Origin of the sequence: Streptomyces sp. NPDC052079, from assembly GCF_040680275.1 — a bacterium.
Taxonomy (GTDB): domain Bacteria; phylum Actinomycetota; class Actinomycetes; order Streptomycetales; family Streptomycetaceae; genus Streptomyces.
This window is the reverse complement of sequence record NZ_JBFAWL010000011.1, coordinates 152,559-178,785: the sequence shown is the minus strand read 5'-3', so window position 1 is coordinate 178,785 and position 26,227 is coordinate 152,559. Positions and strand designations below refer to the sequence as shown.

The window sequence follows — 26,227 nt, the reverse complement described above, 5'->3', positions numbered from 1 at the left end:
CCCGCCCGTCGACTGACCACCCGCCGCCAGACCACCCGCCGCCAGACCACCGCCGACTGACCGCCCGCCGACTGCCCACCCGCCGCCAGACCACCGTCGCCTGACCGCCCGTCGCGAGACCACCGTCGACTGACCCGCCCGTCGACTGACCACCCGCCGCCAGACCACCCGCCGCCAGACCACCGCCGACTGACCGCCCGCCGACTGCCCACCCGCCGCCAGACCACCGCCGACTGACCGCCCGCCGGGACCCATCGCCCGCCGAGACCCCACGGAGAAGAACCCATGCCCCTGTGGCCCGTCTACACCGGCACCGAGGAACCGCACGACGGCATCGACCATCTGCCGCCGCCCCCGCCCTGGCGCGACTTCGACGGCGGTCCCACGCTCGACCCGCCCGACGAGGAGGCCGACGCCGCCGCGGTCTCCCCCGACCGCACCCATCGCGCCGCGACCTACCGGGCGACACCGCAGACGGTCCAGCTCGTCAACGCCGCCCTGTATCTGCGCCGTCCGCTGCTGGTCACCGGGCCGCCCGGCACCGGCAAGTCCTCGCTCGTCTACGCGGTCGCCCGCGAGCTGCGGCTCGGCCCGGTGCTGCGCTGGAACATCACCAGCCGCAGCACGCTGAACGACGGCCTCTACCAGTACGATCCGCTCTCCCGGCTGTACGCGGAGCGGCGCACGGCCGGGCAGCCCGCCGAACGGGACGACCGGGCCCCGGAGGAGACCACCGCCGGTGACCCGCCCGGCGACGGCGTGGAGGACCATCTGCGGCTCGGCCCCCTGGGCACCGCGCTCCTCCCCTACGCCCGCCCCCGCGCGCTGCTCATCGACGAGATCGACAAGAGCGACCTCGACCTGCCCAACGACCTGCTGAACGTGCTGGAGGAGGGCCAGTACGGGATTCCCGAACTGGCGCGCACCGCCCGGCACCGCCCCGGCGGGAAGGCCGAGGTGATGATCGACGGCACCGGGGAACGGGTGCCGGTCGAGCACGGCCGGGTCCGCTGCCGGGCCTTCCCCTTCGTCGTCCTCACCAGCAACGGGGAGCGCGAGTTCCCTCCCGCCTTCCTGCGCCGCTGCGTGACGCTGAAGCTCCGCCAGCCGGACGACCGTCAGCTCGCCGGCATCGTCCGCGCGCACCTGGGAGAGCCCGACGCGTACGCGCAGGACCTGATCGAGCGCTTCCTGGCCCGGTCGGGCGCCGGCGACCTGGCCACCGACCAGCTCCTCAACGCGATCTACCTGGCGCACAGCACCGGACTCGGCGCGGAGTCCCTGGACGACCTGGCCGAGCAGCTGATGCCGTATCTGGGGCAGACTCCGCAGGCCGATGCCTTCTGACCCGCCCGCGGAGAGCTCCGGCTCCCCGGACGCACTGTCCCGCCTGGCCGACGTCCTGGACCGGGCGGCCGGCGGCCTGCGCCCGACCTCGCTCGAACTCGCCGAACTGCTGTGGCTGGCGCGGACCATGGAGCACCGGCGCGACGCCCCTCCGCGCCCGCCCCGGCCGCCCGCCGACCCCGTCGCCCCCGAGCCTGCCCAGCCCGTTCCGCCCTCCGGGCCCCCGCCGTCCGCGCCGCCACCGCCCGCCGCCCCCGCCGAACCCCAGCGCGCGCCGCTCCATCTGCCGTCCCCGGAGGACCCGGACCCGGACCCGGACCCGTCCCCCGGCCGCCTGTCGGAGGACCCGCACACCGCCCTCCTCGCCCCGGCGCCCCCGATGCTTCGCCGGCCCCTCGCACTGCAGCGGTCGCTGCGTCCGCTCAAACGCCAGGTCGACGCGCCGCTGGGCAGGGAACTGGACGAGCGGGCGACCGCCGACCGCATCGCCCGCCTCGGCGCCACCCCCGACTGGTGGCTGCCGGTCATGCGCCCCGCCCGGGAACGCTGGCTACGGCTCACCCTCGTGTACGACACCGGTCCCACGATGCCGGTGTGGCGCCCGCTGATCCGCGAACTGCACACGGCGCTCGCCCAGTCCGGCATCTTCCGCACCGTCACCCTGCTCTCCGTCGGCGCCGACGGCACGGTGCGCGGTGCGGGCGCGCAGGCCCCGGCCGACGGCCGCGGGGTCACCCTGGTGATCAGCGACTGCATGGGCCCGCAGTGGCGCGCCGGCCGCGCCGGCGAGCTGTGGTACGGCACCCTGCGCCGCTGGTCCCGCCGGATGCCCGTGGCCGTCGTCCAGCCGCTGCCCGAGTACCTGTGGCGGGACACCGCCCTGCCCACCACGCCGGGCCTGCTCTCCGCCCCGCACCCGGCCGCACCCTCCGCGACGCTCACCTTCACCCCCTACGACGCCTCCGGCCCCGGCGGGCGGCCGGGAATGCTCCCGCTGCCGGTGCTGGAACCGGCCCCCGAGTGGCTGTCGAACTGGGCCCGGCTCGTCGCCGCGCCGGGCGGGACGGCGTTCCCGGGGGCCGTGGCCGACCTGCGTCCGTCCCTTCCGGCGGACGTCGACACCCGCGCGGACCTCGGCCGCCTCACCCCCGAGGAACTGGTCCTGCGCTTCCGGGGCAGCGCCTCCCCCGAAGCCTTCCGGCTGGCCGGTCATCTGGCCCTGGGCCGCCCCGATCTACCGGTCATGCGCCTGGTGCAGGCCGCTATCGACCCGGACCCGCGGCCCCAGCACCTCGCCGAGGTGATCCTCAGCGGGCTGCTCACCACCGTCCCGGGTCCGCCCGGCTCCTACGCCTTCCGTCCCGGCGTACGGGACCTGCTGCTGCGCGGCCTGCCCCGCTCGGCCCGGTACGACACCGCCGCCCTGCTGGACCGCGTCGGCGCCCTGATCGACGACCGGGCGGGCTGGGTGCCAGGGGACTTCCGGGCGTTCGTCCCGGCTCCCTCGGGTACGGCGGCCGGTGTGGACGGTGAGGCGTTCGCCTCGGTCAGCACGGACAGCGCCCGGCGGATGACGGGGGGCGAGGTGACCGCGCCGCCGCCAGGCCCCGGTGAGCCCGCCCGGGTCGTGGGGGGCCGGTACCGGCTGGTGCGGCAGCTTTCGCCGACCGGAGCCCTCTGGCAGGCCGAGGACACGCAGACGAAACGGACGGTGGTCCTGCGGCTGCACGGGACGGTCACCGACCCGGAGCGGCGTACGGCGCTGCTGCGTGACGTGCGACTGCTGAACGGGCTCGGCCATCCGAACCTGGTGCGGGTCCTCGACACCGGCTTCGACAGCGGCGTTCCCTTCGTCGTCATGGAGCAGCTGGACGGCGTACCCCTGGACTCCTTCGCCGCGCCGCGCGGTTACGGTCTGCCGCCGACGTTGCTGGTATCGGTGGGCGCGCAGCTCGCACGGGCCCTCACCGCGGTGCACTCCGTGGGCCTGACCTGCGGCTGGATCGGTGGGTCCCGGGTGATGCTGCTGCCCGACGGAACGGTGAAGCTCACCCTCCCCGGACCCGGCCGGCCCTCGGGACCGGCGGGGCGGTCCAAGAATCTGCGGGCGCTGGGCCAGCTGCTGCGGACACTGCTGCAAGGGCCCTCGTGGCCGTACCTTCCCTCGGACCCGGATGACCTCGGTGAGCCGCGGGTGCTGCGCGCGACGTACAGGCACGTCATCGAACTGCTGCTGTCCTCCTCTCCGGAGGAACAGCTGCGGGGCAGGGACCTGCTCCTCGACCCGGAACTCGCGCGCCGGGCCGAAGCGGCGTACACACCGCGCTTCTACCGGACGCTCGGCCCCTTCGGCGTCGTACTGGACAGCGGGCCCGCCGACCTGGGCCCGAACGAACGCGCCGTGCTGGCCATACTGCTGTTGCAGCACGGACGCACCGTGACGTTCGACGAACTCCAGCAGGGTGTGTGGAGCACGCAGGAGAAACCGCGCGACGCCTCGAAGGTCCTCAACGCCACCGCCGCACGGCTGCGCCGTGTCCTCGGTCCGGTGGCGCTCGGGACGCTCCCCGACGGCTTGGTCCTGCACACCAGCCCGGATCACGTGGACCTGCTGCTCTGCGACGTCCTGGTCCGCGGGGCCGACGGGGCGCGCAAGGGGCGCGACCTCGCCGAGGCGCGCATGCTGCTCTCCGACGCGCTGGCTCTCTGGAGCGACGGTGCCGTCCTCGCCGGCGTGCCCGGCCCCGCCGCCCGGAGCACCCGGAGCCGGCTGGCCCGGCTCCGGCTGGACCTGCACCGGAAGCTCGCGGAGATCGACCTGGACCTCGGGGAGGCGGCGCGCGCGTCCGCGGACCTCGAACGCCTGGTGGCCGCCCACCCCTTCCGCGAGGACTTCCGCCGCCTCCTCGTCCTCGCCCTGCGCCGTCAGGGACGTACCGAGGAGGCCCTGGCGGCGTACGAGGAGTACGAGCTGGCCGGCGGGCAGGATCCCGAACTGCTCACTCTCGGGCACGAACTGCGCGAGGAGGCCGCCGACGGCGCACCGCAGCTGCCGCCGCTCGCCTCCGATGAGCCGGCCTACGACCCGCTCGCCGCGCCGGACGAGCTGCCCGACGGAACCTATCCTGCGTGGGACGCACCTGACGGGCCCTCACCGGCCGCTTCCGAGCCCGTCGAGCCCGTCGAGCCCGGCCCGGCGGACCACTCCGACGCCCGCACCTGCTTCTTCTTCGACTGCGCGGACGGTCCCCAGCGGTCCGACACGCTCACGGCCCTGGGGCGGGCGGTCACCCGGGTACTGACCGCCTCCGAACTGCCGGCCGGGGCCTACGAGTTCCTCGAGCGGGACGAGGGCTACACGGTCCTCACCCCGTCGGGCGGCCCGACGGCGCGGTTGCTGCGCGCCGCGCTGCGCGGGTTCCCTGACATGCTCAGGGAGGTGGGCGGCCCCCGGCTGGTCGTGACCGTCGGGCGTATATGGGACGAGGGACGGGCCGAGCTGCCCGCCGGGACGGCGGTCCGTGAGGCACTGGACTCCTCCGAGGCGCACGGCGTGTTCGCCCTCGCCGCGTCCCTCCCTGACGAACTGACGGCCGACCCCGACCTCGCCGGGTCGCTCCAGCCCCTCGGCGGCGACCCGACGCAGGGCTGGCACGGTCTCTTCACCCGCGCCCCCGGCCCCGCGCCCCCCGTGCTGGGCCCCTTCCCGCTGCCCGCCGCCCACCTCCCGAAGTCGCAGGGACTGACGAGAACGGTCGTCCACGCCTCGCCCGACGGCCGGCGGCTCAGCACCAGCCGCGTCCCGGGCGCCGACCACTACTACGAGGTCGACCTGACCGAACGCCGTACGGTGCTGGCGGAGCGGGGCCCGGAGCTGCCGGACGGGTCCGTCTCCGTGGTCGAGGGCGAGGCGAGGTGGCAGGTGTCCGACCCGGTCGCCCTGGTCGCGGAGGGCCACCACGACGTGGAGGACCGCATCCGCCGGCATGTCGTGGGACGGCTGCGCGCGGCCGCCGACCGCCTCCCCTTCGCCGCCGCGGGGCGGCTGCGGCAGGCGCTCCTGGACCGGCTCGGACCGCACGACGTACCCGGCTGCACTGTGCGCTGGGAGGTCATGATCGGCGCCGTCTCCGCCGCCGCGCCGCTCCGCCCCCCGCACCCGGCACCCGGCACCCGGCTCACCGAGACCCTCCTGGGCGCCGACGCCGTGATCCTCGGCTTCGACACCACGCTCACCAGACTGTTCGACGACGACACGGCGGCCGAGGTGGTACGGGACCTCGCCCGGCTCGCCGTCGAGGCGCGCGATCCGCAGGACGCCCTGTCCGGCAGGCATCCGCTGACGCCGGACGGCCGGCCGGTGACGCTCACCGGGGACGGCATCCTCCCCGTCGAACTACTGCGCGCGCTGGCCGCCCATCCCTCGGTGAAGGAGCTGCGCGGGCAGCTCGACCACCACGAGACACGAGCCGCCGGCACCGCACGGCCGGCGGCCCTGGCCGTCGAGCTGGTACGCGCCCTGTCCCTCCGGTATCCGCGGCTGGCCGTGGTCACCGATCACGCGGCCGACGCGGCCGCGCTCTTCCTGGACCGGCACGCCCTCGCCCCGCATATGACGGGCGGCGTGCACGGCCGTTCCACCGACCCGGCCCGGCTGATGCCGCACCCGGACGTCGTGGACCGCGCCCTCGAGCGGCTCGGCACAGCACCGGCCCGCTGCGTGATGATCGGGTCGACCGTCGCGGAGAGCAATGCCGCCGGGGTCGCGGGCGTGCCGTTCATCGGCTGCCGGCCCACCGATGCCTTCTTCCGCCGGGCCGGTCGGACGAGCCTCACAGTCAAGGGACTGCGTCCGCTTCTCGACGCGGTCCTCTCCCTCCCACTCCCCGGCGCCTCCTGACCCGGAGGAAGATCCTCACCGCCCGTTCGGCGGGCCCCCACCCGGCCCCCCAGGAAAGGCGTCGGCCCCGTGCCCCGCGCACGATGCCTGAGAGGTCCGCCGCCCGGCGGGCCGCCGGCTCCGCACTCGGGAGGGTCTGCCGTGACCGCAAGTCTGGAGCAGCTGCGCCGCTGCCACTTCGCCGTCGACCTCGGGGCGGCCCGCACCCGGGTGTACGTCAAGGGCGTCGGACTCGTCGTCGACCAGCCGTCCGTGGCCGCCGTGAACACCCGTACCGGCGCGCTGATCGCGGTCGGTGAGTTCGCGGAGAAGATGACGGGCCGTACGCCCGGTTACATCCGGGTCGTGCGGCCCGTGAGCGGCGGCACGGTCGTCGACATCGATATGGCGCAGCGCATGCTGCGGCAGCTGATCGGGGACCGGACCCGCCGGGCACTGCGCCGCAAACCGCGGCTGCGGGCGGCGGCCTGCACCCCGCACGACGCCGACCCGCTCGCCCAGCGCGCCGCGATCGAGACCCTCGTCGGTCTCGGTGCCCGCCGTGTGGAGCTGGTCGACACGCTGATCGCCGCCGCCGTCGGCTGCGGTCTGCCGGTGGAACAGCCCGAGGCGACCATGATCATGGTGTGCGGTGCGGCGGCCACCCAGGTGGCCGTGCTCTCCCTGGGGTCGATCGTGCAGGCGGAACGCATTCCGGTCGGCGGCGAGGCCGTGGACAACGCGATCGTGCAGCACCTGCGCCACCAGCACGAACTGATGCTGCCGAGCCAGTCCGTACGGCCCCTGCAGCTCACCCTGTCCGGCAACGGGCTCACCGCGCAGGGCCCGCAGTGGACGGAGATCCACGGCCGGGACGTCGCCACCGGCCTGGCCCGTTCCGTGAAGGTCGACACGGCCGCGGTACGGCGGGCCATCCAGACGCCGCTCACGGCGGTGCTCGACGGGATCGGGAAGGTGCTGCGGGAGTGCCCCCCCGATCTGGTCGCCGACCTCGCCGACCGGGGCATCGTGATGGTCGGCGGCAGCGCCCTGCTGCCGGGTCTGGACCAGATGCTGCGTCAGGCGACGGGCATGCCGGTGCATATCGCCGAGCGGCCGGAGCTGTGCGCGGTGGAGGGGCTGGGCGCGATGCTGGAGGGCAGGATCGCGCCGATCGTGCTGGACCCGCTCGGCGCCTGACGGCCGCGGGAGCCGGTCACCGGGAGAACCAGCAGCGGATCGTGGTGCCCTCGTCGCCGGTGTGCATCCGCACCAGGTCGGCGAGCAGGTTGACCATCAGCAGTCCGCGTCCGCCGCGCTGGTCGCGGGTGGCGGGGCGGCGCCCCGCGAGGGGGTCGGTCATGCGGCCCCGGTCGCGCACCTCGCACAGCACGCGACGGCCCTCTCCCCAGATCCGCAGGACGCCGGAACCGCCGCCGTGCACCACGCTGTTGGTGGTCAGCTCGGCCGCGGCGAGGGTCAGATCCTCCAGGGTGAGACCGGTGAGGCCGAGCCGCCGTCCCTCGGCGGAGGCAGCGTGCCGGGCCAGGGGCAGTGAGTCGGCCACGAACGGGTAGGTCATGGCGTCCGTCACGAGCGGCAGCGGCTCGTTGTAGCGGGCGATGGCCGCGTCGGGGGCGTACGCCGTGCTGTGCCGTGCGGAGCGGGAGCCGGCGGGGATGACGGCGGGGTGGGTGGTGCGGGCGTCCTCGAGGGCATACGCGGGCAGCCGTGCGGCGTCGTAGGGGCAGAGGACGGTCGCCAGGCGGCCCCGGAAGGCGGCGTTGATCAGCGCCTCGTGCTGGACGCAGGCCGGGTACTCGGCCGTGGAGCGGCCGGGCCAGACCGGCTCGCCGATGATCCGCGCCCGGCGCCCGGCGGGCGCCGCGTCGGCGAAGGCGCGCAGCACGGCGGGGATGATCCGGCCGGGGTTGCGGCCGGCCTCCCGCATGTCCAGGAGCCGGACGCTGTCCGCGTCGGCGCCCAGCGCGTCCCGGATCAGCCGCAGCCGGTCACCGGGCACGGCGACCGCCACGGGCTCGCCGGCCGCGAGTCCCTCGCGCACGAAGGGGACGGTGCCGTCCAGGTACTCCTGGTCGTCCCGGTAGAAGAGGGCGGGGTGGAGGAAGGGATCGGAGAGGGCGTACGCGGTCCCGGCCGCGGTACTCATGACATCGACACCTCGATCGTCGACAGGCCGGGCCAGAACATCTCCAGTACCCGGCTCAGTGCGGCCGGCGGGCGGCGCACCACGAGCCGTCGGCCGTCGCCGAGCCGCTCGGCGGCGGCCGCGAGCGCGCCGGCGCCCGCGACGTCGACGAACGTCACCTCGGACAGCTCCAGGTAGTACACGGCCTCACCTTCGCGTACCGCCTGCTCCAGTACGCGCTCCCAGATCGTGTGCGTGGCCAGACCGATCTCCCCGGCCGCTCGCACTCCACGGCATCCCTCCAGCGGATGCACGGTCAGAAACGGTCCCGTTCCCGGACTCCCGGGTCCGTGCGGCGTCCGATGCCGATCGCCCATCGCCCGTCTCCCCATGTTTCCGGGTCCGCCTACCCCGGCGGTTCCCGGCCATTCCCCGGCGCGGTGTGTAGTACGCCGCACGGTGGGCAGGCGCAACCGCAGCGCAGCCGGGACCGTGCGCAGCCTACCGCTCCGGTCCTGCGGCGGCCGGACTCGACCGAATCACCAGACGTTCCCCGAGCACCGACGAGGCGGTGACATGAGCTCCGCTGCACCACTCCCCCTCCCGGGAAGGCAGAACCCCTTGGTCATCGGCGGTCACATGGACGCGGACCGGGCGCTGCTCACACCGCGCGGTGAGCTGGTCCACGGGTGCGCCGAGGCGCTGGCCGAGAAGCTGGCCGGGCTGCCCGCCGGCACGGCCCGGATCGACGTGGACATGAGCGGCGTGCACTTCATGGACTCGGCGGGACTGGAGTTCCTGGAGGTGCTGCGCGACCACGGCCGGCGCCGCCGCCTGCCGGTCACCGCCACCCGCTGGAACGGCCAGCCGCGCCGCATCCTGGAACTCGCCGGCCTCGACACCACGGACCCGCTGCGTTCCCCGGCCCCGCACGGCGCCCCGTCGCCGGCCCTCACGGCGGTGGCGCGGGAACGCGAGGAGCGGCTGCTTCTGCTCCAGGAGGAGGTCGAGCAGCTGCGGCAGGCGATCGCCTCCCGCCCGGTCATCGACCAGGCGCGCGGCATCCTGATGGCGACGTACGGCTGTACGTCGGACGAGGCCTGGCACATCCTGCGGGAGGCGTCGCAGTTGTCCAACACCAAGCTGCGCGCGGTCGCCGAGGCGGTCGCGGCGGGCTCCCGGCCGAACGGTCCCCGACCGCCGGAAGCGGTGCGGGACGCTCTGTCCAGGGCCCTCGCCCGCCGTCACCCCTGAGCAGCGGGGCCCAGGGGCGACGGGGGGGCCGAAGGTGGTTCGGCGGTCGGGCGCGTCACACGGTGCGGAACGCCAGGACCACGTTGTGCCCGCCGAATCCGAAGGAGTTGTTCAGGGCCGCGATGCGGCCCTCGGGCATGGGCCGGGGGGTTGCGCGGACGATGTCGATGTCCACCTCCGGGTCGATGCTGTCGAGATTGATGGTCGGCGGGGCGAGCCGGTCCCGCAGAGCGAGGACGACGGCGACGGACTCCACGCCGCCGGCCCCGCCCAGCAGATGGCCCGTCATGGACTTGGTGGCCGACACCGCGAAGTGGTCGGTGTCGTCGCCGAACACCTTACGCAGCGCGGTGATCTCGGCGACGTCGCCCATCGGCGTGGACGTGGCATGCGCGTTGACGTGCGCGATCTCGGAGGGTTCGAGGTCGGTGGCATCCAGCAGGTTGGTCAGGGCGGCGGAGATGCCCCGGCCGGTCGGTTCGGGCTGGGTGATGTGGTGGCTGTCGGCGGAGAGCCCCTGTCCCACGGCCTCCGCGTAGACGCGCGCACCGCGCCGGGCGGCGTGCTCGGCGGCTTCGAGGACGACGACACCCGCGCCCTCGCCCATGACGAAGCCGTCCCGGTCGACGTCGTACGGGCGGGAGGCCGCCGCCGGGTCGTCGTTGCGCTTGGACATCGCCATCATGTTGCCGAAGGCGGCCATGTTGAGCGAGCAGATGGCCGCCTCGGTGCCGCCGGCCAGGACGATGTCGGCCCGGCCGGTGCGGATCATCTCCACGGCGTAGCCGATCGCCTCGGCACCGGTGGCGCAGGCGCTGACCGGGCTGTGTACACCGGCGCGGGCGTTGACGTCCCGGCCGACGGTGGACGAGGGGGTGCTTGCCATCATCATCTGCATGGCGTGCGAGGAGACCCCGCGCGGCCCCTGCTGTTTGAGCATCTCGTACTGGTCGAGCAGCGAGGTCATCCCGCCGATGGCGGAGGAGACGACGACACCGAGACGGTCCGGGTCCACGACGGCGTCCGTGCCGGCCCGGCCGGTGAAGCCCGCGTCGCCCCACGCCTCCCGGGCGGCGACGAGAGCGAACTGGGCCGCGCGGTCGAGCCTGCCCGTTTCGGCTTCGGAGAGCACCTCCCTCGGCTCCACGGCGGCTTCCGCGGCGATGCGGACCTGGACCTCGGCGGTCCACTCGTGCCGCAGGGGACGTACTCCGGAGCGGCCGGCCAGCAGGCCCTGCCAGGTCGAGGCGGCGTCGCCGCCCAGGGGTGTGGTGGCACCGAGGCCGGTGACGACCACGGTTCGGTCGAGCGCTGTCACAGGAACTGCTCCACGTCGGGATCGATGAGGGGCTGGGCGGCGACGCCCCGGAAGGTGAGGGTGACGTTGTGCCCGCCGAAGCCGGCGGAGTTCTTCACCGCCACGTTCTGGTCGCCTTCGAGCTTGCGCGGGCCGCCGTGCACGACGTCGACGGAGAGGCCCTCGTCGAGGCGCGTGAAGTTGCGGGTCGGCGGCACGATGCGGTGATGCAGGGAGAGGACCGTGGCGATCGACTCGATCGCGCCGGCCGCCCCCAGGCTGTGCCCGGTCATGGACTTGTTCGCCGACAGTGCCGGGGCGTGTCCGGCGTCCCCGAAGACGGTCTGGACGCCGTGTGCCTCGGCCGTGTCCCCGGGCAGGGTCGCCGTGCCATTGGCGTTGAGGTGCGCCACCTCCTCGGGCGTCACGCCCGCGTCGGCGAGCGAGGCCCGCAGGGCGGCGGCGGTCCCGGCGCCGGACGGGTCGGGCTGCACCATGTCGTACGCGTCGGAGGTGACGCCCACGCCGGCGAGCTCGGCGTAGCTGCGCGCACCGCGCCGGCGTGCGTGCTCCTCCGACTCGAGGACGAGGATGCCGGCCCCCTCGCCGAGCACCATTCCGTCGCGTCCGGCGTCGTACGGCCGGCACGCCGAGGCGGGGTCGTCCACCCGCTTGGACAGGGCACGCATGGAGCCGAAGGACGCGATGACGAGGGGGTGCAGCGGTGCCTCGGCACCTCCGGCCACCACGACGTCGGCCTCTCCTCGGCGGATCAGTTCGACCGCTGTGGTCAGCGCCTGGGTTCCGGAGGAGCAGGCGTTGACGGTGGCGTGCACCCCGGCGCGGGCTTTCACCAGCAGCGCGACGGCCGCCGCGGCCCCGTTGCCCATGGACATCGGCACGGTGAGCGGCGGGACCCGGTTCCAGCCGCGGCCCTTCAGCGCCTCCCAGCCATCGATCATCGCGTTCATGTCGCCCAGAGCGGCCGACACGACCACGGCCACCCGCCGGGGCCGGACCGAGGCGCTGTCCAGGCCCGAGTCGTTCCAGGCCTCCGCCGCCGCCGTCACGGCGAACTGGGCGGTGCGGCTCAGGCGCCGACGCTGCTTGTGTTCCAGCCCGGGTCCCGGTTCGACCTTGATCCGCCCGCCGAGCACCGGGGGCATGTCCTTGGTCCAGGGCTGGTCGTCCAGCAAGCGGATGCCGTTCTCACCGCGCACCATCGCGTCCCAGGTACTGGCGACGTCACCACCGAGCGCGGTGGTCTCGCCGAGGCCGGTGACGACGACCTTCGTGCGCTCGTGCTGAGGATGTGTCCCCGGCATGACTCACTTCTCCTGTTCAGGGGTTGTGGCAGGGAAAGGCACGACGGCCGACCGTGCCGGTGGGTCCGCCGAAGGCGCGCCGGCGCCTCCGGCGGACCGTGTGCGTGCGGCGGTCAGGGCCGCCCGGCAGCCGTCGGCGCGAGCTGCGCCGCGAGCTTGCCGGAGTCCTTCTTGACCTGGGTGACCAGCACCTTCCTCAGCAGGGACTTCGGCATGATCCCGAAGTAGTCCCCGGGCTCCACGTCGAAGGTCCAGTGCACGCCGGTGGTGCCGTCCGGGTGCTCGGTGTAGTCATAGGTGCCGGTGTAGCCGAACGGCCCGTCCACCACGTGGAACCTGGAGCGCACCCCCGGCTCGAACTCGGTGATCTCGACGGTGAAGGTCATCTTCTTGCCGATCAGCTGGAAGGTGATCTCGTACCGGCAGCCTGCGCGCGCGGCTCCGTCCAGCAGCCGCGTTCCCACGCAGGCGGACTGCCACTCGGGGTCACGGGCAGGGTCCGACAGCCAGGAGAAGGCCTCCTTCGGCGTCACCGGAAGGTCGAATGCGTACTCAGCCCTGAGTGTCATCGGCGTGTGCTCCCAAGTGCGGTGCGATCGCCCGTGCGGCGACGGCGGCGTGCGGCGGATACATGACGGAGTTGTGGTCGCCGGAGACGTCGACGACCTGGAGCGATCCCTTGACCAGTGCCTCCCAGCCGAGCTTCGGGCCGTAGTCGGTCTGCTCGTCCACCGCGCGCAGCAGCAGCAGGTCGAGGTCGTTCGGCTCGGGCAGATAGGTCTGCAGGGCGATGCCGTTGGCGAGGTATGCCTCGAAGTAGCGCAGGATCTGCGCCCGGTCGGCGTCCTCGGCGAGGACACCGATGGCGGCGGCCCGCTGAAGGATGTGGTCGAAGGCGGCGTCGCCGCCGAGGGCCCGCAGTTCCTCCGCCGGGATGTCGAGGGTCTTTCCGTAGGGCACCGCGAGGTCACGGGCGAACCACGACAGGATCGTCGCGTCGTCCGCGGTCTCCGGGATGTTCTCCTCGATCGGTGCGCGGCTGTCGATGGCGGCAAGCAGTTCGATCTCCTCACCGGCCGCCCGCAGTTGGCCGGCCACCTCGTAGGCGATGACGCCGCCGAAGCACCATCCGCCCAGGGCGTAGGGCCCGGCGGGCTGGATCTCCTTGAGGTATTCGATGTAGCGGGCGGCCATGCCCTCCACGCTGACCTCGGCCTCGCCCACGGTCTCGATGCCGGGTGCCTCGACGGCCAGGACCCCACGGCCGGTGGGCAGGTGGCGGGTCAGCTCGACGTAGCAGAAGACGGTGCCGCCGAAGGGGTGGAACAGGAACAGCGGCCTGCTGTCCGCCTCCCCCTCGCGCAGGGTGACGATCGGGGCGCGGGAGGTCTCCTGGCCACCGCGTCGGACGGTCGTGGCGAGCTCGGCGATGGTGCCCTGCCGCAGCAGCTCGGAGATCGGGATCTCCACGTCCCACTCCTCGCGGATGGCGGCGCTGAGCCGGACGGCGAGCAGGGAATGGCCACCCACGTCGAAGAAGTCGTCGTGAACGCCGACCTCGGGGATGCCGAGGATCTCGGTCCACATCCGCGCCAGGGTGATCTCCGTGGCGTCGCGCGGCTTCTCGAAGGTGGCCTCCGAGGTGACGGCGGGTGCCGGCAGCCGGTTGCGGTCGATCTTCTTGTTGGCGGTCAGCGGCAGTTCGTCCAGGAGGACGATGATGCCCGGGACCATGTACTGCGGCAGTGAGACGGCTGCCGCCGACTTGATCTCCGTCGGCCTCGGCTCGGCTCCCGGCTCGGGCACGACGTATCCGACGAGCCGGTCGTCGCGGACCACGACGACCGCCGCGGACACCCCGTCCACCGCCTGCAGTACGGCCTCGACCTCGGCGAGTTCGATGCGGTAGCCGCGCAGCTTGACCTGGTTGTCCAGGCGGCCGTGGTGCAGCAGTCGCCCGTCACTGGTCCAGCGGGCCCGGTCACCGGTGCGGTACAGCCGCTGCCGGGGAGCCGCGGGCAGTCCCGTGACGAAGCGCTCCGCGGTCAGTTCCGGCCGGCCCCAGTACCCGATGGCCAGTCCGTCGCCGCCGATCCACAGCTCGCCGGGGAACCCGAGCTCGACACGGCGCCCCTGCGGGTCCAGCACGTACAGCTGTGTGTTGGCCAGCGGCCGGCCGATGTCGATGCCCCGGGCGGGGTCGACGCGGCCCTCGGTGGACCAGATCGTCGTCTCGGTCGGCCCGTACACGTTGTGCAGACCCGCGACCCGGCCGGCCAGGAACTCGGCCAGTTCCAGCGGCAGTTCCTCGCCGCCGCACAGGACGTTCAGCCGCGGGCAGCCGTCCCACCCGGCGTCGCGCAGCATGCGCCAGGAGGTCGGAGTGGCCTGCATCCAGGTCGCGCCGGAGTCCTCGATACGGGTCGCCAGGCGTGCGCCGTCGGCGGCCGTCTCACTGTCACAGACGATGACCCGGCCGCCGGCCACCAGAGGCATGAACAGTTCGAGCCCGGCGATGTCGAACGAGATGGTGGTGACGGCGAGCAGGCCGTCCGAGGCGGAGAAGCCGGTGTTCTCCCGCATCGACAGCAGCAGGTTCACCAGCGCGTGGTGCCCGATCCCGACGCCCTTGGGGCGGCCGGTGGAACCGGAGGTGTACAGAATGTACGCCAGGTCCGACGCGGTCGGTTCCTCCGGTGGTGCGCTGTCGCCGTCCCGGGGCTCCGGTGCGACGGCGCCGACGACGCCGGTCTCCAGGTCGTCGAGGTTCAGCACGGGCAGCCCGGCCGGCCGGCTCTCCTTCAAACTCCGGTCGCCGAGCAGCAGCCGGGCGCGGGAATCCTCGGCCATGTAGGCCAGCCGCTCCACGGGGAGCTTGGGGTCCAGCGGCACATAGGCGGCGTCGGCCTCCAGCACACCGAGCAGGGCTGCCACCAGCGGGGCGCCGCGCTCCGCCATCACCGCAACCCGGTCCCCCCGGGTGATCCCGGCGGTGCGCAGCGCGGTGGCGACCCGTTCGGTCTCCGCCAGCAGACGCCCGTAGCTCCACTCCTCGCCGTCGGCGACGAGGGCGGTCGCCCCGGGTGTGCGCCCCGCCTGCTCCCGGAACAGCTCCGGTAGCCGGCCCGGGGGCAGTTCGCGCACCGGCCCGGAACCCTGTGCGGCGAGCTGTGCCGTCTGGCGCGCGTCCACCCGGGCGAGCCCGTGCAGCGGCTCGTCCGGGTGCTGGACGAGGGTGTGCACCGTGGTGACGAAGGCGGCTGCCAGCTCGCGGGCCGTGCCCGGCTCGAAGATGTCGGTGTTGTAGCGCAGTACGCCCGCGAAGGCGCCGTCCCGTTCACCGCCCATCTCGACCCAGAGGTCCGTCTGGCCCTCCTGCTGCGGCAGCGGGTACGGCCTCAGGGTGGCGCCCGCGATCTCCAGCTCGGCGCCGGCGCCCGGGTCCAGCAGGAAGAAGGCGTCCATGTCGGTGAGGAACGGCAGCCGGTCCCAGGCGAAACCGGCCTGGTACAGCGGTGTCCGGCTCGGGTCCCGCGGTGGGGCGAGTTCCCGCACCAGCCAGGGGAAGGGCAGTTCCTGCGCCCGCATCGACTCCAGGGTGCGGGCCCGGGTGGAGGCGAGCACCTCGCGGTATGTGGCGTTCTCGTCGATCTCGCCGCGTACGACGACGGTGTTGACGAAGTTGCCGAGGGCGTCGCGGAACTGCCGTTGCAGCCGGCCGGAGGTCGGGGTGCCCACCAGGACGTCCGACTGGCCGCTCAGCCGGCTCAGCAGCACGAAGTAGGCCGACAGCAGCACCATGTACGGCGTCGCCGACGCCTCGCGCGCCAGGTCCCGTACCGCCTCGGTCGCGTCGGCCGACAGGGCGAACGGCACCGATCCGCCGTCGTACGTGGGCGTCGGCGGCCGGGGCCGGTCACCGCAGAGGTCCAGGCCGGGCGGTGCGTCGGCCAGCCTGGCGGCCTCGTCGGCAACCAGCGTCCGGGCCTTGTCGGTGGCCAGGAAGGCCTGCTGCTGCTCGGCGTACTTCGCGAAGGCCGTGCCGTCGAGGGTGAACCGATGGGGTACGCCCTCGAGCCGGCTGCGCACCTCGGAGAGCAGCAGGGCCAGTGACCAGAAGTCGCCCGCGGCGTGGTGCATCACGGCGGCGAACACCCAGGTACGTTCCCCGGTGCGGTACAGGTGGACGCGCCACAACGGCGGCCGGGACAGGTCGAACGGGGCCCGGGTGTCGGCCCGGACGCGCTCGCGCAGCGTCCCGGGGTCCAGGTCCCGCGCGTCGTGGTGCCGGATGTCGATCGGTACGGCCTCCTGGACCCACTGCGTCGGCCCGTTGTCGCCCGGCCGGAAGCAGACGCGCAGCGCGTCGTGCTCGCTCATCAGGTCGTCCAGAATCTCCCTGACCCGCAGGCCCAGTTCCGCGTCGGCGGTGACCTCGGCGCCGAACACGATGTGGTAGGCGGAACACTGCGGGTCGGCTTCATGGATGAACCAGAGGCCGGCCTGCTGCGCGTTGACGTAGGGCAGCGCGACTGCCGTGGTGTCGTCGGTCATCGTCGTTCCGGTCGTCATCAGCGGCCGTCCGTGGCGGCCGGCACCGACTCGGCGTTCATGAGCTTCCAGAGCGCTTCGGAGAGGGCGTCCACGGTGGGGTGGTCCCACAGCAGATCCACCGGCAGGTCGGACAGACCGCAGGCGTCCTCGACCTCCATACCGACGGAGAGGGCCGCCATGGAGTCGAGTCCGTAGGAGGTGAAGGGCTGGTCGGTGGCGAGTTCCCCGGCGGGTATGCCGGCCTCGGCGGCCACGGCCTTGGTGAGTACGTGCTTGATGTCGTCGAGCGTCATGGTCTTGGTGTTCATCGCGCGTAGGGACCTTCCGGTGTTCCGATGAGCAAGTGGGTCGTTCACAGGGAGGTGGGCCGGTGCCCGCCGGAGTTCGCCTCGTGCACACCCGGACCGGCTTGGCGCATGGTCCGGATGGAGAAGAACTCGTTGTTCTCGCGCTGGGAGTTCATGCGGTCGAGGAGCGTGCGCGCGGTGGCGGGGTCGAGATCGCCGATGTGGTACTCGTGCACCAGCTCACGGGCCAGGGCGGCTTCCAGCCACGCGCCGGCGGCGAAGAACTCGTCGAGGTGGTCCCGGTTGTGGAGCCAGACCCCGAGGGCGGCCACCTTGGCGTGCAGGGCGCACAGTTCCTCCGCCAGCCGCATCAGCCGGGGCGAGGTGGTCTTGCCGGACGCCGACGGCCGGTCCGCCCGGTCCGTCGCCCGCCGCTCCTGGTGGAACCGCTCGTACAGCGCGTCGAGCCGCTCGCGCACATCCTCGGCGCCGGCCCGCAGCGCGGTGAGTCGCTCCTCGTGGCAGCCGGCGTCCGGGGTGAGTTCCGCCAGCCGGTCGATCAGTGACGGGAGACTGGCGAAGACGGCGTCCTTGCCGCGCCCGAACACGCTCACCCGGGCGGGCTGGAAGGACGGCAGGCCGGCCCGAAGGTCGTACAGCGCGCTGAAGTCCTCGTCCCGCGGCCGCTCGTGGGACTTGGCGAGGGCGGCCAACTGCAGGGTGATGCTGTCCAGGCAGACCGGCTCACTGCCGTCGAAGACGGACACGACGGCGCCGTCACGCAGCATCTTCTGGAAGATGCCCACGTGTTCCTGGGCCCGCATGTAGTACCGGGCGCCCAGGGTGCGGGCCAGCGCCTTGCTGCTGAAGTCGACGAGACGGGCCACCTGCACCTTGGCGGCGTTGCCCCAGACGCTGAACTCTTCGGTGTAGAGGTGCAGCCCGCGCATCGCCACGAGGCTTTCGCACTCGGCGACCAGCAGGCTCACGTAGGCGTTCGCGAGGGATTCCGCGACATACGGGATCTCGCCGGCCGGGCCGTCGTACAGGTTACGGCCGGCCAGGAACCCGCCTGCCGTCCGCAGCATGGTGTCGCCCGTGCCCAGGGACAGTCCGGTGCACAGGGTCCGGGTGATCAGCAGCCCTCGCAGGGAGAGTTCGAGTCCCTCTCCTTCGGTGCCCAGGCGGGCGGAGGCATCGACCCTGGCGTCGTCGAAGGCGACCCCGCTGATGTCACAGCCGCGCAGGCCGTAGGTGGGGACGCGAGGTACGCCGGTCACCTGGCCGGAGAGGACCTGTGACCGGTCCACGAGGAACATGGACTGCTTGCGCTTGGCCGGTACCTCGTCGCCGCCGGTGGTACCGAGCAGCACCACGTGGGTGGACGTCCGGCCGCGGTTGATGGGCCATTTCTCGCCGGAGAGGACGTACGTCCCGCCCTCCGGCGTGGCCGTGAACTCGTTCGCGGCGAGATCGGCGCCGTGTCCGGGCTCGGAGTACGCGAGACAGGGGATCACCCCGCCGCGCAGCACGGTGGCCGCCCACTTGGCCCGCTGCTCGGCGTCCCCGCCGATCCAGGCGAGCATCATCCACACCTGTGTGCTCTCGCTGACCGCCACGTTCATGTCGCGCCGGGCGATCACACGGGTGAGCATCAGCAGTTCCTCGGTGGAGCGGAGGTCACCGCCGAGCCATTCGGGAACGAAGTACCTATGGAACCCGAACGCGCGCACCCGCTGGATACCGTCGGCCGGCAATTCCTCGCGCTCGTCGAGCTCCAGGGCCCGGGCGAAGGACGTCGAGTTGGCCGCCAGCTCGGGATCTCCCAGCCATTCCTCCATCGCCTCGGCGAGGGCGATGGCGTCCACCGGACGCTCGGCCTCCTTGACGGCGACGGAACCCACAAGTTGTTTTTCGGCCTCTAATTCGCGCATTGAATACTCCAATTCAGCGCATGAAAAAGTAGGGAATTGGCACAGGTCATCATGTGCCGACGGTGAAAACAGTGTGAGGAGGGCAAACAGTGCGAGAAGATCGGTGCGCGGCACGACCCTGTGCCACGGCAGACCTCAGGAAGGAAGCTGCCCCCCGAACGCGGGCACGCCTGTCGAAGGGCACGGGACCTGGAACGATCGCGCGCCGGTGACGCAGGCGGCCGGCGCTACCCGATACGGCAGCCGAATGGAATCTGGTTCACTTGCACGTCCCCCGTGACGTATGCGTGCAGGTCCTCGTCCAACCGTGGACAGAACCCTGATATGACGGGTCTCACCGAGACCCCTTCCCCGTTTGTAGCTGCCGGGCGTGACAACCCGCGCCCGCACGTGGCGGTTCTGCGCTACGTCCAGGACCCTAGCATTCGTTCCGTGCAGAATCTTGTGAGTCAGGTCACCATTTTAAGCTTTTTTTGTCGTGGAAGAAGAAATTCCGCCGGAAGGATTAATTCCGAACTTTCCGCATGACGGACTCATGAATTCCACACCGGGGCAACTTCCTTGAACATGCAATTGAAACCGAATCCGATCGGAGCGGACGGGGCTGGTGACCGCACACACGAAAAAGCGCCCGACCGGGGAGTCCCGGCCGGGCGCTGTTCGCGCGCGGAGGTGGATCAGGAGGCGCCCACCGGCTCCGCCCGGAGCCGGCCGTCCTCGTCGACGTCCGGCGGGATGGTCGACAGTGCGCTGGCGTGAAGGTCCTTGGTGCGGATCAGGAGGAAGCCGATCAGCGCGGCGATGAAGCCGAGAATCGCACACAAGGTCATGGCGCCGTGGAAGGCGGTCATGAACGCGTCGCGGCCGGCGGCCACCACCTGCTCCTGCAGCGCACCCGCGTTGGCGGCGACGGCGTCGAAGGCACCGGCGCTGATGCCGTGCCCGGCCTCCTCCGCGGCCTTCTCGCCCATCTGCTGCCCGACCGCCGAGGCGGCGAACTCGTCGGCCACCCGGTTCTGGAAGAAGGCGCCCACACCGGCGATGCCGACCGCGACACCGACCTGCTGGAAGGTCTCGTTGATGCCGGAGGCCACGCCGGACTTGGCGGGCTCCGCGACACCGATGGCCAGCGCCGCCCGGGTCGGGTTGAAGGCGCCCATACCGAAGCCGGCAATGATCAGGGACGGGATGAGCACCGTCCAGGCCGAGTCGACCTCCGCCAGGTTCAGGAACAGCAGGCCGATGGCCATGACAAGGGTGGAGCCGCCGAGCAGCACCCTGAAGGGGACCTTGCCGATGAGACCGCCGGCGATCGCTCCGGCCACGAACATCGCACCGGTCAGCGGCAGGAACCGGAGACCCGCGTCCCAGGCGTCCATGCCGAGCATGTTCTGCAGATAGCTCGTCTCGAAGAAGACCGACGGCAGGGCGCCGGCGTTGCCGATCATGGCAACGAGGGAAATGCCGACGAAGGTGGGATTGCGGAAGAACGCCAGGTCGATCATGGCGCGGTCGCCGAGGCGCCTCTCGATGACCAGGAACACCGCCAGGAAGACCGCGCTGGCCGCGTAGAGGCCGAGCGTGTTGAAGCTGGTCCAGCCCTCCTCGGGCGCCCTGATGGTGGCGAACACCAGCGCCCCGAGCGCGATGCTGAACGTGAGCAGACCCGCCCAGTCCGTGGCAGGCGCGCGCTTGTTGAGGGACTCACGCACCCGCAGCGCGCCGATGAGGACGGCGATGATGCCGACCGGCACGTTGATGTAGAAGATCCAGCGCCAGGAGAGCGAGCTGGTCAGCGAACCGCCGATGAGCGGACCGGTGGCGACGGCGAGACCGACGGCGGCACCGAAGACGGTGAAGGCGGTCCCGCGCTCCTTGCCGTGGAACTCATGGCCGAGCATGGCCGGGCCGACGGCGAACATGATCGCGGCGCCCACGCCCTGGACGGCGCGGTAGAGACTCAGCGAGGTGGCGTCGCCGGCCAGACCGCAGGCCAGCGAGGCGATGGTGAAGATGATGAAGCCCACCTGGAAGAGCCGCTTGCGTCCGAGCCGGTCGGCGAGCGAGCCCGCAGCCACCAGGAAGATCGCGAGCGTGAGGGCGTAGGCGTCGAACACCCACTGCAGGTCGGCGAAGCTGCTGTCAAGGGACTCGTGGATCTGCGGCAGTGCGACGGCCACCACGCTCAGGTCGAGCATGAGCATGAACGTGCCCAGCGCGACGATCCCCAGTGTCCACCACCTCGTGGGTGATGGCTCGTGTGCTGTGGACATGCGGGCGACTCTCCTATCAACCGGATTCATCGATGATGGAAAAATAGATGATTGGAAAGCCGGGAGTCAACCTCCGCAGAGGCGCGGCGCCCGACTGCGTGGAGCCCGCACACGAAAGGAGAGGGCGGGCCCCAAGGGCCCGCCCTCTCCTCACACTTGCCGGTCGGTCAGTCGGTGCACACGGACGCCGGCCAACGGCCGGCCAGCATCCGGTCGAGCATCTTGCGCAGCATCTGACGCTCGTCGGCGGCCAGCATCCCGAAGAAGGAGGATTCGACCTCGGTGACCACACCGTCCGCCTTCGCCAGCTCCGCACGGCCGGAGTCGGTGAGCACCAGGTTGTAGCGCCGCCGGTCCACGGGGTTGCGCCGGCGCTCCACGTGCCGGTTGCGCTCCATCTCGTCGATGACCGTCACGACCGTGGTCGGGTCGAGGTTGAGCAGTCGGCTCAGATCCTGCTGGGACAACTCGGGCCCGCCCGCCAGCGAGGCCAGCACGAAGAAGTACCGGCTGCGCATACCGACCGTCTCCAGGGCCTTCTCCACGTCCTCGACCAGCAGCAAAGCCGCCTTGTGGAGCAGATATCCCGGACGCTCGGCGATCAGGAAGTCCTCGCGGGGCCGCAGAGGCGCCCCGTCTTGCTCCGCGTTGCCGCTGCGCGCCATGAGCCGACTCCCTTCATGCATCCGTGATGCTTCAACCATACGTATGGCCACTATCGAAGATACCAACGCTTCGGCGGCATGGAACGTGCCCGGCCCGGACGACCGACCGGAAGCCGGACAGGGGGCACCGGCCCGCCGCTCGTCACGGTGAGCCGGGCCGGTGCGGGGTACCCGGCGGACAGGACCGGCGGGATCAGCGCAATGAGGAGGCGACACGATGAGCGATCACACTCCCTCCCAGGCCGAGGGCGACCGGGACGACGGCGAGTGGACCACCCCCGACGTCCCCCACACCACCCCCTCCCAGGCGGAGGGCGAACGCGACCAGTCGGACGCCCCGGACGCGTCCGACGACGACGCGGGGTGAGCCGGGGACAGATGAACCTAGCCCTCCGGCACACCTTCCTCTTGCGTGACAGCGGCCTCGTCACGCAGCTTTTCGATGATCCCGGTGACCTCGAGCCCCTGGGCCGAGGTCAGCGGCGGCGTGCGGTGACTGATGTCCCCGCAGATGGGACACGCGGGATCCGACTTCACCACGGCCCAGACGCTCTGCGGCGCGTACTGGTGCGGCATCGACGGGATGACCTTGGGGAAGAAACCCCAGTCAGGTGCGGTGCTGACAAGTCCCAGCGTGCGCCGCTCGCGGATGAGCCGGCGCAGGGGGACACCGGCGGAGGAGGAACTGCCCGCGAGGATCCCGATGGCGGCTTGGGAGGCCGCGCAGGTCACCAGGTGGATCGAAGGGCCGAGTGCCGCCTCGCCCACGAGACGGCCGTCCAGCCCGTAGTCCGGTTCGGGACGGTGGGCTCCCGAGCCGCCCCCGGAGCCCACCGCACAGTTCCAGCAGGCCGTCTGCGCCTCCGGCACGCTGAGGACCACCTCGCCCGCAGCAGCGGCACGATACAGGGCGCACGCCACCATGGGGATACCTGCCGCGTAGGCATGGTGGGCGAGCACCGCCTGCTCGGCCATGTCGTCCGTGGCACCGACCACCAGGTCGGCTCCTTCGAGAACTTCGGCGAGGCCGAGGTTGCCCAGCGGCTCCTGGTACTCGTCGACTCGCACCGCCGGATCAACGGCCCGCAGACGGCGGGCCAGGGCGGTGGTCTTCCGCATGCCCACGTCCGCGGCGGCGTAGACGGTACGGGCCAGGTTCGCCCCGTCGACGGTATCCGGGTCGATCAGCGTCAGCGAGCCCACGCCGGAACGCACCAGGTGCTCGGCGATACAGCTGCCCACGGATCCCAGTCCGCACACGACGGCGTGCCGACTCGACAGGTCACCGACCAAGGGCCACACCCTGTCCGTCGCGTCACTCATTCGGCGGCCCACCGCCGCACGGGCCAGGCCGGCGAGTTGCCCCTGAGGAGACGCCGTGGGATCCCAAGGCGAGGGCAGGGCCGTCAGTTCCGGTCGTGGCGACCGCTTTCCCGCGTGTGACCCGTCACCCTGCTCCCATGTGACGGCAAGCGGGCCCACCACGGGGTACTCGGCGTCGACGAAGAGCGCGCCCACCCTGCCGGGGGCCGAGGGCACGGGGACGATCAGGCGGGGCCGGTTGTTGACGTGGATGATCGAGGCAAGGTCGTCGCCCGTGGCCGGGTTCTCCCGGCCACGGGACGTCCGCCGACGCACGGATGTCCCCGAGGGCAGGTCCAGTCCCGCAGAGGCCAGATCGGCGCAGAGCGGGACGACTGTGCCGGGCACCCGCTGCAGCACAGTGTGCTGATGCGGACCCCGCCGCAGGACGTGGAGGGACATCCGCAGGCGGCTCCCAAGCCGTACGTCCTGGGTGCGGGGCCGGCCTTCGGTGACCACCGCGATCAGCAGCTCCGCCAGATGCGGGTTGATTTCCAGCATCCTGCCGGTGCTGGCCACATCGGTCGGGGAGGGATCCGGCACACCTTTGGGGTGGGTATGGACCGTACCGACCAGCCTGCCGTGCCGGGCCTGTTCGAGGAGACCGACGGCCGTGGAAAGTTCAGCCGACATGTCCCAGCTGGCGCTGCTGTAGCGTCCGTGGGTGTCCTCGAGGAGGACGTGCACGAGGGAACCGCAGCCGAGGAGCGCGCCGCCGCGCTCGGGAGGAACGCTGCACAGTCGATCCCGAATGGCGTCGATGACGCCGTCCGTGAGCCGGACCGGGGCATGGACCGCTGAGCGTGAAGCCGCCGCCCGGCCCCTCACCTGCTGAACCTCGGCTTCCTGCCGGCCATGCGCAGGGATGTGTACGCCATCCACTTGGCCGCGTGGGTGCGGACTTCCGCCAGGTCGGCGGCCGAACGGCCACCGGGGCCGCAGAGGACGGAGACGCTCTGCCCTCCGACCTTCACCGAGTACATGTGCTTCTTGTGGCTGATGACGTTGTCCAGGTTGGGCCGGATCGGGGTGATCCGGAACGCGTTCCCGTCACTCGGGGACCGGAACGCAAAAAAGACGAAGGGCAGCTGACCCGAGCAGGGAGGCTGCATCTGAAATTTCCAGCCCGTCAGGAAGCTGGTGACCACAGGCTGCCATTTCTCGACGTTGTGGGGGTCCAGCCTGCTCAATAAGTCGATGTCGGTCTGGGTTGGGCCCGGATTTATCGCAGCCATGCGCTCCTGGGGAATCTTGGAGATCTCTTGGGAAACCCCGGAGGAATCACTCCTCACGAACCCCCCTCCGGGAACCAGCTCAACGTCGGGCCCGTTGTTCCGCTCCATCTCCTCAATCATCGAACGGACATCCTCCCAGGACGCTGCCTGTTCACCGGAAGCCATGCGTTCCTGCGGGAGCCTGGACAGGGGGATCCTCTGGCCCTCCGGGGATTCCGCCAGATGAACCAGTGCAGGGCTTTGTCCCGGTACCAACTCCACATCACGCACGTCCAGGACGCTTTCGCCCCCGGACACCGGGTCGTCCGGGCGAGTGAAGACGAAGGAGTCGGTCTCTTCATCGTATTGGGGCGTCAGGACGATGGGCTCCCGAGTGGTGTCGTGGGAATTGTGGGAACTGCGGGGCGAAGCTGCCACGGCCGCCCTCCTGCTGTGTGACGAGCGGGGAGCGGAGGCGTGCGCCGCCTTGTCTCTGATACCCGCCCCCGTTGGTGGATGACAGGAAAGCTACCCTGCGAATACTTTCCGGCAAAAGAGATTGATGGCGAGGAATCGTTTTTCCGGTCGTATCTTGTACTTCACTCGGGGACGGAAGTGACGGCAGGGAAAAGGGCGCCTCACCGAGACAACGACAGCTAATCCGCATCCCTTTGCAGTCCTGTCCACGCAGCATTGGTCCGCAGGGAGATACGCTCGCCGCCGACCGGCGTGGCAGAAGATCAAGGAGGTACTTCGCGGACCGACGGAACCTTCGGCCTGGGCCGCTTGAGCCGGCGGCATTTCTGACGTAGCCGCCGGCACAGTCCGAAGTCGGAACTACGCCTGTCAGGGACCGAGGCCGCCCGCATCAGCGAGCGTCCGGCCTGCGCGAACTCTCGCTGAGAGGCTGTTCGCCACCTGCATCGGCACCCTGGTCAGCGGCTCGAAGTCCCATCCGGCACATGGTTGAGCGCTCAGCCAACAAGGTCGCCGCGACAAGAGACCGTTCGAGCGCTGCGCCCCTGGGAGGCGCTCATGCCCGCACGCCCTGCGCCGCAACTCCGCAAGCTGCCGGTCGAACCACCCCCGTCCGAACCGGCGGGTGCGGTCGGGCTCTTCGGACGACATCCCCAGACCATGGCCCAGCAGTGAGGAGCCCAACAGCTCGAACTGCTCAATCGGCATGGCATCTCCACGATGGACGGAATGGTCGAGTCGCCATGGCTCCCGTCGACCGGCCGTCATGGCCCGTCGCGCACACCGGGCAGGACCTCTGAGTCCGCACTCCAGTCAGTACGTCCAGACAGTCCCGCACGGCCCGTTCGACCTCTTCCGTGTCCTCGCTTACGGAGGGCTGCCGCCCTTGCGCACCCATGTAGGGACGCGTCCCCTGACACGCGTCCACGCTCCACGCCCCTACGCGCGGCGTGACAGCCGGACGCGCCCGAGAGGCCGCCGCAGGAGATGCACAGAGCCCGCCGCCCATGCTCGGTCGAGCCGCGGCGGGTGAAGAACACCGCAAAGCCGACCACGTCGGTCACAGGCATTGGCAGCCGGAACGCGGCAGTCCACGCAGGTGAGGCGGTAGGCGGTCGAGTCATATCCAGGGCTCTGGATCGCCGCCACATCCCCCGCAACCATGAAAGGTCGACTGCACCCCCTCATCATCAGCCCGCGACGGCCAGTG

The 26,227-nt window shown here is 71.6% G+C and carries 17 protein-coding genes; 5 read left to right on the top strand and 12 right to left on the bottom strand.

The window, feature by feature from the left end:
- The first annotated feature begins 285 nt into the window (after positions 1-285).
- The 3 genes from AB0L56_RS18830 (at position 286) to AB0L56_RS18820 (ending at position 7,426) form a co-directional block, all read left to right on the top strand.
- Positions 286-1,347, top strand: coding sequence for a MoxR family ATPase (locus AB0L56_RS18830; RefSeq protein ID WP_365424617.1), 1,062 nt, complete (start codon positions 286-288; stop codon positions 1,345-1,347).
- A complete protein-coding gene (locus AB0L56_RS18825) occupies positions 1,337-6,247 on the top strand; it encodes an SAV_2336 N-terminal domain-related protein (RefSeq protein WP_365424615.1) in 4,911 nt (1,636 codons plus the stop codon). The genes AB0L56_RS18830 and AB0L56_RS18825 overlap by 11 nt, the downstream gene beginning before the upstream one ends.
- 141 nt (positions 6,248-6,388) lie before the next feature.
- Positions 6,389-7,426: a rod shape-determining protein gene (locus tag AB0L56_RS18820; protein WP_365424613.1), complete on the top strand. Its 1,038-nt coding sequence runs from the start codon at positions 6,389-6,391 to the stop codon at positions 7,424-7,426.
- A gap of 16 nt (positions 7,427-7,442) precedes the next feature.
- On the opposite strand, the gene AB0L56_RS18815 is transcribed toward AB0L56_RS18820, so the two are convergent.
- Both AB0L56_RS18815 and AB0L56_RS18810 read right to left on the bottom strand, forming a co-directional pair.
- Positions 7,443-8,396 carry an anti-sigma factor RsbA family regulatory protein gene (locus AB0L56_RS18815; RefSeq protein WP_365424611.1) on the bottom strand — a complete coding sequence of 318 codons (954 nt, stop codon included), beginning with the start codon at positions 8,394-8,396 and terminating at the stop codon, positions 7,443-7,445.
- Positions 8,393-8,662 (bottom strand): STAS domain-containing protein, encoded by a 270-nt coding sequence (locus AB0L56_RS18810; protein WP_361022796.1) that lies wholly within the window; start codon positions 8,660-8,662, stop codon positions 8,393-8,395. Before AB0L56_RS18810 ends, AB0L56_RS18815 begins: the two co-directional genes overlap by 4 nt.
- 289 nt (positions 8,663-8,951) lie before the next feature.
- On the opposite strand from AB0L56_RS18810, the gene AB0L56_RS18805 reads away from it, so the two are divergent.
- A complete protein-coding gene (locus tag AB0L56_RS18805) occupies positions 8,952-9,629 on the top strand; it encodes an ANTAR domain-containing protein (protein ID WP_365424608.1) in 678 nt (225 codons plus the stop codon).
- Positions 9,630-9,684: 55 nt separating this feature from the next.
- On the opposite strand, the gene AB0L56_RS18800 is transcribed toward AB0L56_RS18805, so the two are convergent.
- The 8 genes from AB0L56_RS18800 to AB0L56_RS18765 all read right to left on the bottom strand — a co-directional run bounded on the left by AB0L56_RS18800 (position 9,685) and on the right by AB0L56_RS18765 (position 21,964).
- Positions 9,685-10,947, bottom strand: coding sequence for a beta-ketoacyl-[acyl-carrier-protein] synthase family protein (locus tag AB0L56_RS18800; RefSeq protein WP_365424606.1), 1,263 nt, complete (start codon positions 10,945-10,947; stop codon positions 9,685-9,687).
- A complete protein-coding gene (locus AB0L56_RS18795; RefSeq protein ID WP_365424604.1) occupies positions 10,944-12,251 on the bottom strand; it encodes a beta-ketoacyl-[acyl-carrier-protein] synthase family protein in 1,308 nt (435 codons plus the stop codon). The genes AB0L56_RS18800 and AB0L56_RS18795 overlap by 4 nt, the downstream gene beginning before the upstream one ends.
- A gap of 113 nt (positions 12,252-12,364) precedes the next feature.
- Positions 12,365-12,820, bottom strand: a complete 456-nt coding sequence (locus AB0L56_RS18790; RefSeq protein ID WP_361022808.1) for an SRPBCC family protein — start codon at positions 12,818-12,820, stop codon at positions 12,365-12,367.
- On the bottom strand, positions 12,804-16,823 hold the full coding sequence (locus AB0L56_RS18785; RefSeq protein ID WP_365424602.1) for an amino acid adenylation domain-containing protein: 4,020 nt from the start codon (positions 16,821-16,823) through the stop codon (positions 12,804-12,806). Before AB0L56_RS18785 ends, AB0L56_RS18790 begins: the two co-directional genes overlap by 17 nt.
- Positions 16,823-17,113, bottom strand: coding sequence for an acyl carrier protein (locus tag AB0L56_RS18780; protein ID WP_361022814.1), 291 nt, complete (start codon positions 17,111-17,113; stop codon positions 16,823-16,825). Before AB0L56_RS18780 ends, AB0L56_RS18785 begins: the two co-directional genes overlap by 1 nt.
- A gap of 44 nt (positions 17,114-17,157) precedes the next feature.
- Positions 17,158-19,026: an acyl-CoA dehydrogenase family protein gene (locus tag AB0L56_RS18775; protein ID WP_361022818.1), complete on the bottom strand. Its 1,869-nt coding sequence runs from the start codon at positions 19,024-19,026 to the stop codon at positions 17,158-17,160.
- 677 nt (positions 19,027-19,703) lie between these two features.
- Complete coding sequence (locus AB0L56_RS18770; protein WP_365424599.1) at positions 19,704-21,299, bottom strand: MFS transporter; 1,596 nt, start codon at positions 21,297-21,299, stop codon at positions 19,704-19,706.
- A gap of 167 nt (positions 21,300-21,466) precedes the next feature.
- Positions 21,467-21,964 (bottom strand): MarR family winged helix-turn-helix transcriptional regulator, encoded by a 498-nt coding sequence (locus tag AB0L56_RS18765; RefSeq protein WP_361022827.1) that lies wholly within the window; start codon positions 21,962-21,964, stop codon positions 21,467-21,469.
- Between the two features lie 217 nt (positions 21,965-22,181).
- On the opposite strand from AB0L56_RS18765, the gene AB0L56_RS18760 reads away from it, so the two are divergent.
- Positions 22,182-22,331: a hypothetical protein gene (locus AB0L56_RS18760; protein WP_361022830.1), complete on the top strand. Its 150-nt coding sequence runs from the start codon at positions 22,182-22,184 to the stop codon at positions 22,329-22,331.
- Between the two features lie 17 nt (positions 22,332-22,348).
- On the opposite strand, the gene AB0L56_RS18755 is transcribed toward AB0L56_RS18760, so the two are convergent.
- Together AB0L56_RS18755 and AB0L56_RS18750 are read right to left on the bottom strand one after the other, a co-directional pair.
- Positions 22,349-24,154 (bottom strand): ThiF family adenylyltransferase, encoded by a 1,806-nt coding sequence (locus AB0L56_RS18755; RefSeq protein WP_365424597.1) that lies wholly within the window; start codon positions 24,152-24,154, stop codon positions 22,349-22,351.
- Positions 24,151-24,978 carry a hypothetical protein gene (locus AB0L56_RS18750; protein WP_361022836.1) on the bottom strand — a complete coding sequence of 276 codons (828 nt, stop codon included), beginning with the start codon at positions 24,976-24,978 and terminating at the stop codon, positions 24,151-24,153. Before AB0L56_RS18750 ends, AB0L56_RS18755 begins: the two co-directional genes overlap by 4 nt.
- Positions 24,979-26,227: the final 1,249 nt, after the last annotated feature.

Excerpts from the sequence above, each read along its gene's own strand:
- AB0L56_RS18830 (WP_365424617.1), top strand. The coding sequence starts at position 286 with ATGCCCCTGTGGCCCGTCTACACCGGCACCGAGGAACCGCACGACGGC.
- AB0L56_RS18825 (WP_365424615.1), top strand. The coding sequence starts at position 1,337 with ATGCCTTCTGACCCGCCCGCGGAGAGCTCCGGCTCCCCGGACGCACTG.
- AB0L56_RS18815 (WP_365424611.1), bottom strand. The coding sequence starts at position 8,396 with ATGAGTACCGCGGCCGGGACCGCGTACGCCCTCTCCGATCCCTTCCTC.
- AB0L56_RS18805 (WP_365424608.1), top strand. The coding sequence starts at position 8,952 with ATGAGCTCCGCTGCACCACTCCCCCTCCCGGGAAGGCAGAACCCCTTG.
- AB0L56_RS18795 (WP_365424604.1), bottom strand. The coding sequence starts at position 12,251 with ATGCCGGGGACACATCCTCAGCACGAGCGCACGAAGGTCGTCGTCACC.
- AB0L56_RS18790 (WP_361022808.1), bottom strand. The coding sequence starts at position 12,820 with ATGACACTCAGGGCTGAGTACGCATTCGACCTTCCGGTGACGCCGAAG.
- AB0L56_RS18785 (WP_365424602.1), bottom strand. The coding sequence starts at position 16,823 with ATGACGACCGGAACGACGATGACCGACGACACCACGGCAGTCGCGCTG.
- AB0L56_RS18780 (WP_361022814.1), bottom strand. The coding sequence starts at position 17,113 with ATGAACACCAAGACCATGACGCTCGACGACATCAAGCACGTACTCACC.
- AB0L56_RS18775 (WP_361022818.1), bottom strand. The coding sequence starts at position 19,026 with ATGCGCGAATTAGAGGCCGAAAAACAACTTGTGGGTTCCGTCGCCGTC.
- AB0L56_RS18770 (WP_365424599.1), bottom strand. The coding sequence starts at position 21,299 with ATGTCCACAGCACACGAGCCATCACCCACGAGGTGGTGGACACTGGGG.
- AB0L56_RS18765 (WP_361022827.1), bottom strand. The coding sequence starts at position 21,964 with ATGGCGCGCAGCGGCAACGCGGAGCAAGACGGGGCGCCTCTGCGGCCC.
- AB0L56_RS18760 (WP_361022830.1), top strand. The coding sequence starts at position 22,182 with ATGAGCGATCACACTCCCTCCCAGGCCGAGGGCGACCGGGACGACGGC.